The organism is Aquimarina sp. Aq107 (genome assembly GCF_943733665.1).
Lineage (GTDB): Bacteria > Bacteroidota > Bacteroidia > Flavobacteriales > Flavobacteriaceae > Aquimarina.
The window spans coordinates 4,213,124-4,225,832 of sequence record NZ_OX030782.1 but is presented as its reverse complement, the minus strand read 5'-3'; the positions used below and the strand labels follow the sequence as shown (position 1 = coordinate 4,225,832).

Annotated in this window: 12 protein-coding genes and 1 tRNA gene; 6 read left to right on the top strand and 7 right to left on the bottom strand. The window is 31.9% G+C overall.

All coding sequences use genetic code 11. The annotated features are described in order from the left end of the window. Window positions 1-5: 5 nt before the first annotated feature. The 7 genes from NMK29_RS18375 to NMK29_RS18345 all read right to left on the bottom strand — a co-directional run bounded on the left by NMK29_RS18375 (window position 6) and on the right by NMK29_RS18345 (window position 8,198). The gene (locus NMK29_RS18375; protein ID WP_108802303.1) at window positions 6-1,130 is read right to left on the bottom strand and encodes an ABC transporter substrate-binding protein; all 1,125 of its coding nucleotides are present in this window, start codon (window positions 1,128-1,130) and stop codon (window positions 6-8) included. Window positions 1,131-1,189: 59 nt separating this feature from the next. Continuing rightward, entirely contained in the window at window positions 1,190-1,756 is a 567-nt protein-coding gene (locus NMK29_RS18370) for a phage tail protein (protein ID WP_108802302.1), read from the bottom strand. 241 nt (window positions 1,757-1,997) lie between these two features. Beyond that, on the bottom strand, window positions 1,998-2,435 hold the full coding sequence (locus NMK29_RS18365; RefSeq protein ID WP_108802301.1) for a retropepsin-like aspartic protease: 438 nt from the start codon (window positions 2,433-2,435) through the stop codon (window positions 1,998-2,000). After that, window positions 2,432-5,035 carry a CHAT domain-containing protein gene (locus tag NMK29_RS18360; RefSeq protein WP_159092127.1) on the bottom strand — a complete coding sequence of 868 codons (2,604 nt, stop codon included), beginning with the start codon at window positions 5,033-5,035 and terminating at the stop codon, window positions 2,432-2,434. The genes NMK29_RS18365 and NMK29_RS18360 overlap by 4 nt, the downstream gene beginning before the upstream one ends. Then, a complete protein-coding gene (locus NMK29_RS18355; RefSeq protein WP_254097243.1) occupies window positions 5,016-5,765 on the bottom strand; it encodes a hypothetical protein in 750 nt (249 codons plus the stop codon). The genes NMK29_RS18360 and NMK29_RS18355 overlap by 20 nt, the downstream gene beginning before the upstream one ends. Beyond that, on the bottom strand, window positions 5,737-6,996 hold the full coding sequence (locus NMK29_RS18350; protein ID WP_254097241.1) for a PKD domain-containing protein: 1,260 nt from the start codon (window positions 6,994-6,996) through the stop codon (window positions 5,737-5,739). Before NMK29_RS18350 ends, NMK29_RS18355 begins: the two co-directional genes overlap by 29 nt. Window positions 6,997-7,154: 158 nt before the next feature. Further along, the gene (locus tag NMK29_RS18345) at window positions 7,155-8,198 is read right to left on the bottom strand and encodes a hypothetical protein (RefSeq protein ID WP_108802298.1); all 1,044 of its coding nucleotides are present in this window, start codon (window positions 8,196-8,198) and stop codon (window positions 7,155-7,157) included. Window positions 8,199-8,329: 131 nt separating this feature from the next. Here NMK29_RS18345 and NMK29_RS18340 point away from each other — a divergent pair, with 131 nt between their 5' ends. The 6 genes from NMK29_RS18340 (at window position 8,330) to NMK29_RS18315 (ending at window position 12,656) form a co-directional block, all read left to right on the top strand. Beyond that, the gene (locus tag NMK29_RS18340; RefSeq protein ID WP_108802297.1) at window positions 8,330-8,917 is read left to right on the top strand and encodes an RNA polymerase sigma factor; all 588 of its coding nucleotides are present in this window, start codon (window positions 8,330-8,332) and stop codon (window positions 8,915-8,917) included. Beyond that, window positions 8,914-9,651: a tol-pal system YbgF family protein gene (locus tag NMK29_RS18335; RefSeq protein ID WP_108802296.1), complete on the top strand. Its 738-nt coding sequence runs from the start codon at window positions 8,914-8,916 to the stop codon at window positions 9,649-9,651. The genes NMK29_RS18340 and NMK29_RS18335 overlap by 4 nt, the downstream gene beginning before the upstream one ends. Before the next feature lie 92 nt (window positions 9,652-9,743). Continuing rightward, window positions 9,744-10,532, top strand: a complete 789-nt coding sequence (locus NMK29_RS18330) for a TatD family hydrolase (RefSeq protein ID WP_108802295.1) — start codon at window positions 9,744-9,746, stop codon at window positions 10,530-10,532. 59 nt (window positions 10,533-10,591) lie between these two features. Then, window positions 10,592-11,626, top strand: coding sequence for an asparaginase (locus NMK29_RS18325; protein WP_108802294.1), 1,035 nt, complete (start codon window positions 10,592-10,594; stop codon window positions 11,624-11,626). A gap of 65 nt (window positions 11,627-11,691) precedes the next feature. Beyond that, window positions 11,692-11,779, top strand: a tRNA-Ser gene (locus NMK29_RS18320). 82 nt (window positions 11,780-11,861) lie between these two features. Further along, entirely contained in the window at window positions 11,862-12,656 is a 795-nt protein-coding gene (locus NMK29_RS18315; RefSeq protein ID WP_027393376.1) for a MotA/TolQ/ExbB proton channel family protein, read from the top strand. Window positions 12,657-12,709: the final 53 nt, after the last annotated feature.

Genomic DNA, 12,709 nt, shown 5'->3' with positions numbered 1-12,709 from the left:
TTAAATTAATGGCATAGATAGGTGTTTAGCCACCCTTGATTGTTTTCCACAGTCTTCAAATAATTAGAAGTATTTTTATCTAATCTGTTAGAAATATATCTAATGTGTTTTGAGTCATCGGGTTGGGTGTTCTCCCAAATATAATGATTAAAATTGGTTTTATTAAAATCATTATTGAAGGAAATTTCCCCTCTTGGACCTTTAATTGCCGTAGAATTTATTGATTGATTTAGACTATGTAACCCTTTAAGGAAGGCAGATTTAATAACTAAACCGTTTTCATAACCAAGTAGGGAGAAAAAGTCAGGTTTTTTGCTATATTGTTTGATGTAGTTGTTTGTGAAGAGATTATTTTCATAATTGTTTAACTCAGGATACCAGCTAGATATGGTTTTTAACTCATTCATAATGTCAGGAAAATCTATCAATAAATGATCTTCAGAAGAAAAAGGTAGAGTGTAAATGGGATATTTTTTATGTAATTTGTTTTTATTTAGATAGTTGATATGTTCTTTTGCAAATACTCCATTATGAAAAGCTACGATAGCATCAGGTTTTATTTGTGAAAAGTAAGAATCCATTAACTCACTTTCGTTTTTCCTAGGATGTAATGGTGTTATATAGTGTCCTGAAAATGAAGCTTTTTTGTTTTGAGAAATAATATCATCAAGAGCTTCAATAAAACCGTATCCAGCTTCATAATAACAGGTGGAAGTTGCTATGTTGTTTTTTTGGGTTTTTAAAAGAAAATTCACTAGTAGTTGTAATGAATCATATAATCCTAAAGAGTTCTGAAAAATTCGGTTAGATAATTTTATAGGCCGTTTGGAACCAAAATTAGCGGCTAATATTATTTCTTCATTTTGAGATGCAAACTCAGTAAGTTCTTTAAAACCATTATGTCCTAAAATACCAGTAGTAAGTATTACATTTTCTTGGTAACACAATTTTTGAAAACTATTAATTATTTGTTTTTGGTCTGATCCATAACCAATACTTTCTATTATTATGTTTAGATTTAGGCCATTTATTGCTAGTCGTAAACCATTTAAGAATGATTTGCCTATAATGGGATATGTATTGGATTGAGGTAATAATACTCCTATTTTGTTTTGTGATTTTATTGTCATAATTAATAAAGTAATTAGAGGGAATTAAAATCCCTCTAATTAAATAGATTGATTTGTTATTAACTTCTAGAGGGAAATATTCCTTGCATTGCAATACATACGTTAATGCCCAGAAATGGATTTCTGTTCTGGAAAGGTTGACTTCCTCCTGAAGGATTGGTCATACCAGTAATGGATACTCCGGCTATTTTATCTGCCGCGGTTGGGTTTTCCCTATAGATGTCAGGAGTATTTCCTCCAGTCCCTAGACCATTAACACCATTGTCTGTTTCATTAGTAGCATCTTCATTGGTAGTAGTGTGAACAATAACATTAGCAACGCCATCAGTTAACGAGTGAGAGTGATTAGGCATGTTCAGTTGATTGAGGTATATTTGTTCTACACCACCTTTTTCGCCCCAAGAAATTGTTGATAAACCTGGTCCGTGCCCGATGTGAACAATACTTCTTCCTCTTAAATCAGGTAAAGCAAAAGTGGTTCTGCCATCACCTCCAAAGGTTGTTCCTAATAAAGAGAAAAGAGCAGAGTTTGAGCTTATGGCTAGTAATTGTCCATCACATTTTCCCCAACCTCTTGGTGCGAAATTAAATCCGAATGGCTGAATTTGTCCTAAAAATGGATCCATATTTTTGATTTTTTATGATTAATAAATATCTCTTATTGAGCTTGTAATCAAATTTATATGGATAGAAGGGGATTAGCTATACGTAAAACCACCCGAATTTTGAAAAATACTATTAAGCAATTCTTTGTGGTGAAAAATACTTATGAGTATATTCTTGTTTTAAGAAAGTTTAGGAAGATTGGTTAAGTCAACCAGACAAATATGTAGTAGCGAAAAAAGATCTAATGAGTGGAATGGTAGGTTATTTTAAGTATACGCACTTTCGTTCGTAATCAATTACTGCTTTTCCTATTTTTAAAATATCAGCGCCAATTATTCCATCAACAGGTTCGGCTTGATGAGCGGTTAAAGCAGTATTTACATGTGTTAGGTCAAATAAAACAAGGGAAACATTGTTTTTTGACCATTTGCCTAATTGTAATGTGTTTTTTTTAGAAAGTTGAGTAACCATATCGGTCGCTCCAGCACCAGCCGCTTTTACATCGCTATCTTGAGCAAAAAGATTAAATTTTTCCACAGCATCAAAACCTACACATGAATTAGACGCTCCCGTATCTAAAATAAAATTTCCTTCTATACCATTAAGCTTTGCTTTTACCTCAAAATGATTTGTTTTGGTGTATACAAGTCTGATACGTTGATATTCTTTGTTAATTAGGAATTGGCGTAGTGTAGTCATTTTATTTTTTGTCGGATCGCAAACAAAAATAGTATAATTAATAAGAAAACACCTGTTATCCAAATCCAGTTATAATTGGTTGAGGTTGGAGTCTGGTATGCACCATAATAAATGAATGCAGCCCAGTAATACGGTGATTTTTGAATATTAGAGATTTTTTTAGAATTGAGATAGTCTAATTTTGCGTTATGTAATCCTTCTGCGTTCGAATTAGTAGCGTATAGTTTTTGGTAAAAATAGTTCATGAGTTCAGAAGTAGTTTTGTCATTAACCTTCCACAGCGAAAATAACACGTTAGGAACTCCTGCATACTGAAACCCTCTACCGATACTCAAAGGTCCTTCTCCCGAAATTAGAGTACCTATGCCAGTTTCGCAAGCACTAAGAACAACTAAGTCTGTTTCTAATGCTAGTCCATATAATTGATTTACTGGGATGTTTTGATTTCTAAATTGTATAGAAGCAGGTCTAGAAAAATTTCCAGCTTCAGCATGGGTTGATAGGTGTAAAATAGTATGACTTTTTGATTTATTGAGAAAATTTGTATAGGTCGCATTCTCTTTTTTGAGAAAAGTACCATTAAATTTTTGTTCAATATATTGTTGCTCTTTTATGGAGAAGGGAAGTTCTAGATTGGTTTTTTCAAAAACAGGAAATATCCCTAATACGCTTCTATCGTTGTTTGTGTTTTTAATAGACCTCACGTATTTACTGGCGGAGTTTTCATAAACCAAAACACTAGATTTTAATAAAAAAGGCATGTTTTGAAAACTAAAAGAACTTGTTTTTTTAGTAAGTAATGTTTCAAAAGGAATGAAATTTAACAATCCATCAGGAACAACTAGTATTCTTTTAGAACTTGGGATTTTTAAAATTTTATACACATTAAAACTGCTTTCTGAAAATGAAATCACATCATCGTTAATAGCTGAAGGGGTATTAAAATAAGAAATATAATTTTTAATAACTTTTCTAATTTTTTCACTCTTACCTATCTTTTGTAAACTGATAGAGTGAGTATCAATTCTAAACTGATATGTTGTTTCTTTTCCGAAAAAATATTCGATTAAAGTAATATCATCTTGTTTTAGCTTTTCTTGGAGTTTTTGAATAGATATGGTGTTATGAGGGGGTAATAGTTCGGGGTATTTTTCTTTTAATATGGTATTTAACTCCTTAAGCTCAATAGATTTATTGTTATGTAGATTGGTCCATTTTTGAATTTTTTCAATATCAGCGTTATCAGCTTGTTGTTTTTCTTGTAAGATGCTGGTTTCGTAGGATGCAAGTTGATATGTTAGTTGTTTGTTTTTCTTTACTAAAGAATCATTTTTATATGCGGATAGTAATTGTTTTGATAGTTGTGCTTTGTTTACAAAAGGTGCTTTAGAATTATCAGCTGCTTCAAATGCTTTATGTATATGTTTAATGTTTTTGGTTTTTCTATACAAAGAATATAAAATAGCTATATACTGCTCTGTTCGATTTCGATTTTGGCTGTGTTGAATTATTTTTGTGTCCTGTAATGGATATACTGTGTTTAATTTAGAATTTACTATAAAAGCAGCTTCATAAGACTCAATTGCAAAAATAGGTTTGTTTAATCGTTCGTAAATATATGCTTGTACATCAAGAGTTTTAAGGAGAATTCTGTCTGCAATAAGATGATTTTTTTTTGGGATATCGTTTTTTTTAGAATATGCAGGTAAAAGAATACTGTAAATTTCTTTTATAATTTCTAATGCTTCAGTAAATGAGGATTTAGAAAGCAAAATATCTACAAAAGCTAATTGTAATTTTGCAAGATCTCTAGTTGTAGTATTTGATTGTTCTAATAGTTGAACTTTTGCTCTGTTTATATAATGCTGAGCATTTTGTATATCATTATTTTCCAACGCGATTGCTGCTAATAGTTGATAAGCATTAGTTTGCGAAGGATCAATAGCTATTACTTTTAGGGCATAGCTTTGGGCTTTCTCTGGTTCGTTAATATCTAGGTAATTCGTCGCTAAATTGATTAAAATGTTTACGTTTTTAGAAGCAATTTTTTCTCCTTTTTGAAGTATGGTTATAGCTTGTTGGTAATTACTCTGATTATTGTATGCGATAGATAAGTTTGTAATTGCTGAAATTACCTGAGGTAAATTTTGTTGCTGTTCTGCTAAATATAAATAGCTTGTTATTGTGTTTTTTGCTTTTTGTAAATCACCGATTTTAAGATATAAGTTTCCTAAAGGCTGCAGGCAGTTTTCAACAATATCGTAGTTTTTAATGTTGTTGTCTTGAAAAACTTTCCAGGCTTTTTCATAATAAGCTATTGCAACTGATAGATTATTAAAATGTGTGTTATAGTAACCGATATTTGTATTGATTATAATCCAGGCTAATTTATCTTCGGTAGTCTGTAGTTGATTTTCTTTGGTACTAATTATTTTAGTTAATCTATTTAAATTAGAAGTGTTAGGATCCGAAAGGAATTGGTCTAATTGATGGTATAAAAAATCCGAAGTTTTGTTTTTTTGCTGTGAATAAGCTGCAGAATCTCCAAAGTATAGTAAAATAAACAGCAAAATGATGCTTCTAAAACTTCCAAATTCCATAGAATTGAATTTGAGAGTTTGGAGTATCAAAATTATAAACATATCGAATTCCAATACTGGGGCCGATACGAACAGCTCCGATATTCATACCTAGGAATACTCCTGTTTGTAGATTTGTGAAACTATCATCTATAGTGTTTTCTACAAAAGAGTTTAGATCTGGATTAGGGTTGAGATCTCCGTTGTTGCCGATAATAAAAGCTTCTCCTGTGGTTTCTTGGTCATTGCTGCTGGTCATATCTAATTTTAATTGTAAACCAGCACCCATTGCTAGATAATTATTAAAATTGTATCTAATCGATCCTGGTATGGCGTATATAGATATATTGTTAAATTGATTTAATTGCGAAAATCTTACTAAGTTTCTGGATCCATCTGGATTTATGGTATTAGTTTCAAAATTTTGGATGTCATCATAAGAAGCAGAAGAAAATAATAATTCTGCTTGATAGTACATTCGGTAGGATTTAAATGGCGATAACGTTGCACCAACGAAGTATTCTCTCTGTCTATTTAATTCAGGAACTAAGATGTAACCAGCTTTTGCTCCGATAGAAATTCCTGGAGAGAATCTAGTGGTAGCATAATTGGTAATAATAGGTTCATTTTTATCGAAATATATTGCTGTTCTGCTTCGGGTCTTTTTTTTATGAAAATTCTTGCCAAACTTCATAGAGTACTTTACAAAACCTTTGGTGGAGTCAATCTCCTCTACGTTTTTTTTGCTCACTTCCAGGAAGGTAGATTTTATTAAATTGAAAAATAATTTTATCCTTTTTTAGAATCGTATCTAAGCAGCTGTAGTCCACCTCCCGTTCTTTTGGACAAATTGGACATTCGGGATACATGCTATCTATTTTTAAAGTAGACTTGTCAAACATTTCCGGAGTGTCAACTTCTAATTTAATAGTATTAGCAGGGCCTTCTCCGTTATTCTGAAATCGTACTTTAAACTTTAACCTTTTAAATCGTACCAATCGATAATTCATTAACCAACCATTAGAAGACATTTTATTAGGATCATGTGAAGTCACAATTTCCATTTCAGTATCTTTTACAGTATGGTTGTCAAAATTATTATCTGGGACATATACGCTTCTCAATGTAACAATTGCACTAGTGTCTTTAATCATTTCTGGAGTAGTTTGTAATGTGCGGAAGATATTTCGTTCCTCTCCAGGTTTCATATCGTCAAACTCTATTATTTGATAGTTTCTGTATAAAGCTTTCGATTCTTCTAATGTAAGTGGTAGGTTTTTTCGTTTAGTAGTGTCTTGTACAACAAGAGTTTTGTTATATAAGAAAGAAGTGTTGTTAGAAGCTAAAAAAGTATGGTTGTCATTTTCCTGAAGATTAGATGAAATAAGATCTAATGGTGTAATTCGTTCTCCATGATGTAACCGAGTATCTTCTAATATGAAATTGTCATTTTTAAATTGATGATCATTATAAAATAAGTAAAGCTTTCCGCTAGAAGCATAATTGTTATTGTTTTTATAGCTAGTAATAAACACCATTTCTTGATTAGGAATTGGTTCGCGATTTCGTTTTAATATTAAATCTTGATCTTCTTTAAACGGAGATGTGTTTTCAATGGAAGCTTCATCTTTTGTGTCTGTAATTGTTACAGATTTTGGTCTACTAATGGGCGGTTTTCCATTGTCATAATTATTAGTGGCCCATAATTTAACTGTGTAGGTTTCATTTTTTTTGTAAGAGTGTGTTGGTTTTTCTTTAAAACTATACGTGCCATCACCGAATTCCCAATAATAGGTATAAAAGGCTTTTGGTGCACCAGCGATTTGATTAAGAGCGGGCATTTTTGCTCCATAAGTTACTTGATTGCCTAGTATTTCGTGAGATATTGGGGCTATTCTGGCTATAGTGTCATTAATTGTTGTTTGTCCATTACAGAAAAAATGAAAAAGTATAATGAATAATAAAGCCGCAGATTTGTTCATGATTTTTTGTTAGTGTTAATAAAGATAAACAAAAAGTTAAATCACTTAAGTTTATATCTTTAGTGAATTAAAATTCCGGAAAGTAAACCCTTCCGGAATTTTCGCTGAAATTTGCTGTAACCCCCATTACCTAATATGCATATTCCAGTGTGAGATTTTTACGGGAGATCGTTTATTAATGCAACTAATGTTGCTTCTGTTCCAGTATTTGTAGTTCCAATTATTTCTAAGTGATTTTCCTCTATAGTAACTCCTTGGATTGCATAAACATACTGGTCATCTTGAACAGATACAAAAATAATGTGAACTTCTAAGCCTATAGGAATCAGTCCGTAATGCTCAGAAAAAAGACCTGTTTCTGGATCGTAAATATCTAATAAGGCTAGCGCTGTTGGTTCCCCATCATAAGAGACATATACGTTACTATTGGTGTTGTCAAAACCTTCTGGTACATCAACTTGTAACATCGTTTTTGGTCTTGAGTCATTGTACCAACGATCAATATTTGTCCATCCAAAATTACTAAGAAAACCTCCGTATCCACTTACTCCCTGCCCATTAGGCCCTTCTCTTTGCATTGGTTCTAAGCCCGCTTGCTCATCTTCTTCCCAAACGATATCACATTCTAAATTTTCATCATTACAGTCATTACCTTGACCATTAAATATTCTCATATCTTCATCAAATTCATCCGCTGGAGCAAAAAGCATGAAGTCATTAGCAAGTTCTAATTGTTCTCCATTTTGAGTCGCGTTTATATAAAATTCTCCACCTGATACTAGTGTTTCTACATCTCCATTAGGACGTTTTCCATTAGTTGGCATTTTTGTAAGCAACATTTTTGCTTTGTTATAGATTTCAATTAACTCTATGTCTACTACTCCTGTTACTTGATCTCCATTTTGGTCTAAAAAACTGTTAGCAGGGAAATATAGAATGGTACCGTCTTCTCCATATACTTCTCCAGCACCTCCAGAGTTTAATGTGAAACTTTGTAAAGCTTCTTCTCTATTTTCTATTATTTCAGTTTGTAATTCTAATCCTCCTAAAATTGGTTGCGCAACGATAATGTCATTATCATCATTTTTGCTACAACTAGTCAGTAGTAAAATAGAGAATCCTAAGAATAAAAAATGGATCATTGTTTGTTTTACTTTCTTACTATTTTTCAGTAAAGTAATTGTTGTGCTATTTGTTTTCATGTTTTTTGTTTTTAATGTCCGTTTCAGACTTTCTTATTTTTATTGTTTACATCTTCATATCAACACCATTGATTTTTTGTTACCCTTTTTCTTAAAAACTTTTTTAATTTAGTTGTCCAGACAAATTGTTTATGGAAAAAAACCAAGCACATTCGGATCAAAAATATATACAAGCGCTCTTGGATAATGATAGTATGGTGCTTAAAGAGATGTATCAAAAATTTGCACCAAAAGTCGTTAACTATATAAAGAAGAATAGTGGAGATGAATCCAATGCTCAAGATATTATTCAGGAAACGTTGATTACAATATATAATCAGGCTAGAGAAAAGAAGTTAATTCTTACCTGTCCCTTTGATGCGTATTTTTTTTTACTCTGTAAAAGAAAATGGCTTAATGAGCTAAAAAAGAATTCTTTAAATAAGGTAACAATTAATGAAGAGGTTGTATCTATAAATGATGAGAGCCTACAGTATGTAGAAGAAACATTAATTTTTGAAGCTAAGAATGCACTTTTTACGGAGATATTTAATGAATTGGGGAATGCTTGTAAAGAATTGTTAAAAGCAACGTTTACTATTAAATCGATGGAAAAAGTTGCTGAAAAATTAGGACAATCTTATGGGTATGTCAGAAAGAAAAAATCTTTATGTATAGGTCAATTAACAAAAATGATGCAAAGCTCTCCTAAGTATAATAAAATAAAAAACTTGTTATGACCCCAGAAAAAAAATACGAGCTTTTTGAAGGTGAAATTAACGATGAGCTTTCTGTAGAAGAGCAAGAAATGTTTTCTAAAATCTTAGAGGAAGATAAGTCTGTAGCTGAAGAATTTAGACTTTATAAGCGATGGAACTCTTATTTAGAAGCTAACGTTAATGCTGATGAAGAAAGAGCTGATTTAGAAAATAACCTAAAAAGTATAGGAGAATCATTTTTTGAAAAGAAACAAACTCAAAAAGAAACCAAAGTATTAAAAATTCCTTCTTGGGGATATGCTGTGGCGGCAAGTTTAGCAATTCTTTTAGGGGTGTATACTTTTGTCAAAACGGGTTCCACATATAATGATTTTGTATCAATTCCGGAACTATCAATCACAGAGAGAAGTATTGATAATGAGTTGGTTAAAAAAACTGAAGATGCATTTAATTCTGCAGAGTATTCAGAAGCAGAGGTATATCTTTCAGAGTTGTTGAAAAATGATAGAGATAATTCTGAGTATAATTTTTATTTAGGGATTACCTTAGTAGAACAAGATAAATATAAAAAAGCCTCCGAGGTTTTTGGTAAATTACAAAAAGGGACATCTATATATAAATATAAAGCGATTTGGTTTGAAGCTTTGAACCAATTGAAACAAGGGAAAAAAGATCAATGTAAGTCGCTGTTGAAACAATTACCTAATGAAGCCGAAGATTATCAGAAAGCCCAAGAATTACTAAAAGAAATATAATTTAATTTACTCTATATGCATTTTTAAATCGTCCCATATTTTAATTGTAATTACGAAAAATTATATGTGTAAATTTTGGTTATTTTTGCGGCATGATACTTACCGATACGCATACCCATATTTATAGTGAGTCTTTTGAAAAAGATCAAGATCAAATGATGCAAAGAGCGATTTCTGCAGGAGTAGAACGTTTTTTTGTGCCAGCTATTGATTCAGGATACACCCAATCCATGTATGATATTGAAAAAAAATATCCTGATAATGTATTCTTAATGATGGGGTTGCACCCAACTCATGTAAAAGAAAATTACAAAGAAGAACTCCTACATGTAGAAGAAGAGATAAAAAAACGCTTAGATAATGAGGGTGATCTAAAGTTTTATGCTGTAGGAGAAATAGGTATAGATTTATATTGGGATAAAACTTTTATTAAACAACAACAAGAATCATTCAGATCTCAAATTCAATTAGCTAAAAAATATAAACTGCCAATAGTTATTCATTGTAGAGAGGCTTTTGAAGAAGTTTTTGAGGTCTTAGAATCAGAGAAAGGAGAAGATTTGTTTGGGATTTTTCATTGTTTTACGGGCACAATTGATGATGCTAAACGTGCAATAGGATATAACATGAAATTAGGTATTGGAGGTGTTGTGACATTTAAAAACGGAAAAATTGATAAATTTTTAAATGAATTTTCTTTAGAACATATTGTTTTAGAAACAGATGCTCCTTATTTAGCACCAGTTCCATATCGAGGTAAACGAAATGAGAGTTCTTATTTAGTTCAAGTTGTAGAAAAATTGTGCGATGTTTATAAAAAATCACCAGAGGAAATAGCAAGCATAACAACCAAAAACTCCAAGGATATATTCGGTATATAGTGAATGTGTTTTAATTTTATTTTTGTTCATTTGTCAGACCAACAAATGGAGGTTTTGCGATGAAGAATTCACCAAATATTTTATTGATTTATACCGGAGGTACTATAGGGATGGTTAAAAATTTCGAAACAGGAGCTTTAGTTGCTTTTGATTTTGATGAACTACTGCTAAAAATACCTGAATTAAAACAGCTAGATTGTAATATTGAAACTAAAAGTTTCAAGGAACCAATAGATTCTTCTGACATGGATGTAGAGCGATGGAAAGAATTAGGTGGTATTATAAACAATAATTATGAAACATATGATGGGTTTGTCGTATTACATGGGAGTGATACGATGTCTTACACGGCTTCTGCCATAAGTTTTATGTTTGAAAATCTGGGGAAGCCAATTATTTTCACAGGGTCGCAACTACCAATTGGTGATCTTCGTACAGATGCTAAAGAGAATTTAATTACTGCAGTGCAGATAGCTGCTTTACAAAAAAAAGGAAAGCCCGTAGTAACAGAAGTAGGACTGTATTTTGAGTATAAATTACTTAGAGCTAATAGAACGACAAAAATAAATGCTGAGCATTTTAAGGCATTCCAATCTCTTAATTATCCTACATTGGTAGAATCTGGAGTACATTTAAAAGTAAACACTTCTTTTTTACTGGTAACTAATCGTAGAAAGAAAATGGTATATCATACACATTTTGATAATAATATTGTTGTGATTAAGATGTTTCCAGGAATAAATGAAGCCATTTTACGAGGTATTTTTTCTTCAGAATCGATAAAAGGAGCGATTATTGAGACTTATGGATCAGGAAATACAACTACTAAATCTTGGTTTTTGGACATTATTTCTGAACAGATAAAACAAGGAAAACCAGTAATAAATGTGACTCAATGTGTAGGAGGAAGTGTTGAAATGGGCAAGTATGATACTAGTGTTGCGTTAAAAAAGGTAGGAGTTATATCAGGAAAAGACATAACTACAGAGGCTGCAATCGCTAAACTTATGTATTTACTAGGAGAAAAATTACCTCTTAAAGTCCTCAAAACCATTTATGAAACCTCATTGCGAGGTGAAATGTCAGAAAATTAACGCCCCAAATTTTAGTAGTTAACATTTTTTTTGTTATTTGCTCAACCATTTTAGGCAAAATTAATAGAGAGGTGGCCGAGTGGTCGAAGGCGCACGCCTGGAAAGTGTGTATACGTCAAAAGCGTATCGAGGGTTCGAATCCCTTCCTCTCTGCATTATTATTAAATTTTTAATAGATTTTGTAATATTTTTTTATCTTTAACCCTTTAACTAATTAAAATTAAGAATCAGCGCAATGAAAAGACTATTTTCTATTCTGGCAATCGCAACAGTAATGGCTTTTGGAAATATACAAGCAGCTACTGCTCCAGCCCAGTTAACGGCAAACGTGCAATTATTAATTGCTCCAGTAACAACAACTATTCAGGATGCAGATGAGCCTGCAGCAGCGGAGGAATCCTTTCACCAAAACCTGAAAAAACGTTTTATAGAAGGAGGTCCTAGTTTTATGGGAATCGTTCTTTTATGTTTGATTCTTGGTCTTGCGATAGCAATTGAAAGAATTATCTTTTTAAATTTATCTACTACGAATAGTAAGAAACTTCAACAAAATGTAGAAGATGCTTTAAACAGTGGTGGAGTAGAAGCAGCAAAGGAAGTTTGTAGAAATACAAAAGGACCTGTTGCATCTATATATTATCAAGGTCTTGATAGAGCTGACGAAAGCATTGATGCTGCAGAAAAAGCAGTAGTAGCTTACGGAGGTGTTCAAATGGGACAATTAGAGAAGAATGTATCTTGGGTATCTTTATTTATTGCTCTTGCACCAATGCTTGGGTTTATGGGTACAGTAATCGGTATGATTGATGCATTTGATAAAATTGAAGCAGCTGGAGATATGCAGCCATCACTTGTAGCGGGTGGTATTAAAGTAGCACTTCTTACTACGGTATTTGGACTTATCGTTGCAATTATCCTTCAGGTTTTTTATAACTACATTATTGCTAAGATCGATAGTATAGTAAATGATATGGAAGATGCATCGATTACTTTAATCGATATGTTAGTAGCTTACAAAAACAAAAAATAGTAAATGCCTTTCTAGATTTTATTTTAGATTAATAAAATCGATAGAGTATAAAA

Bases quoted from the DNA above. Each gene is read 5' to 3' on its own strand.
- NMK29_RS18375 (WP_108802303.1), bottom strand. From the start codon at position 1,130: ATGACAATAAAATCACAAAACAAAATAGGAGTATTATTACCTCAATCC.
- NMK29_RS18370 (WP_108802302.1), bottom strand. From the start codon at position 1,756: ATGGATCCATTTTTAGGACAAATTCAGCCATTCGGATTTAATTTCGCA.
- NMK29_RS18365 (WP_108802301.1), bottom strand. From the start codon at position 2,435: ATGACTACACTACGCCAATTCCTAATTAACAAAGAATATCAACGTATC.
- NMK29_RS18360 (WP_159092127.1), bottom strand. From the start codon at position 5,035: ATGGAATTTGGAAGTTTTAGAAGCATCATTTTGCTGTTTATTTTACTA.
- NMK29_RS18350 (WP_254097241.1), bottom strand. From the start codon at position 6,996: ATGAACAAATCTGCGGCTTTATTATTCATTATACTTTTTCATTTTTTC.
- NMK29_RS18345 (WP_108802298.1), bottom strand. From the start codon at position 8,198: ATGAAAACAAATAGCACAACAATTACTTTACTGAAAAATAGTAAGAAA.
- NMK29_RS18340 (WP_108802297.1), top strand. From the start codon at position 8,330: ATGGAAAAAAACCAAGCACATTCGGATCAAAAATATATACAAGCGCTC.
- NMK29_RS18335 (WP_108802296.1), top strand. From the start codon at position 8,914: ATGACCCCAGAAAAAAAATACGAGCTTTTTGAAGGTGAAATTAACGAT.
- NMK29_RS18330 (WP_108802295.1), top strand. From the start codon at position 9,744: ATGATACTTACCGATACGCATACCCATATTTATAGTGAGTCTTTTGAA.
- NMK29_RS18325 (WP_108802294.1), top strand. From the start codon at position 10,592: ATGAAGAATTCACCAAATATTTTATTGATTTATACCGGAGGTACTATA.
- NMK29_RS18315 (WP_027393376.1), top strand. From the start codon at position 11,862: ATGAAAAGACTATTTTCTATTCTGGCAATCGCAACAGTAATGGCTTTT.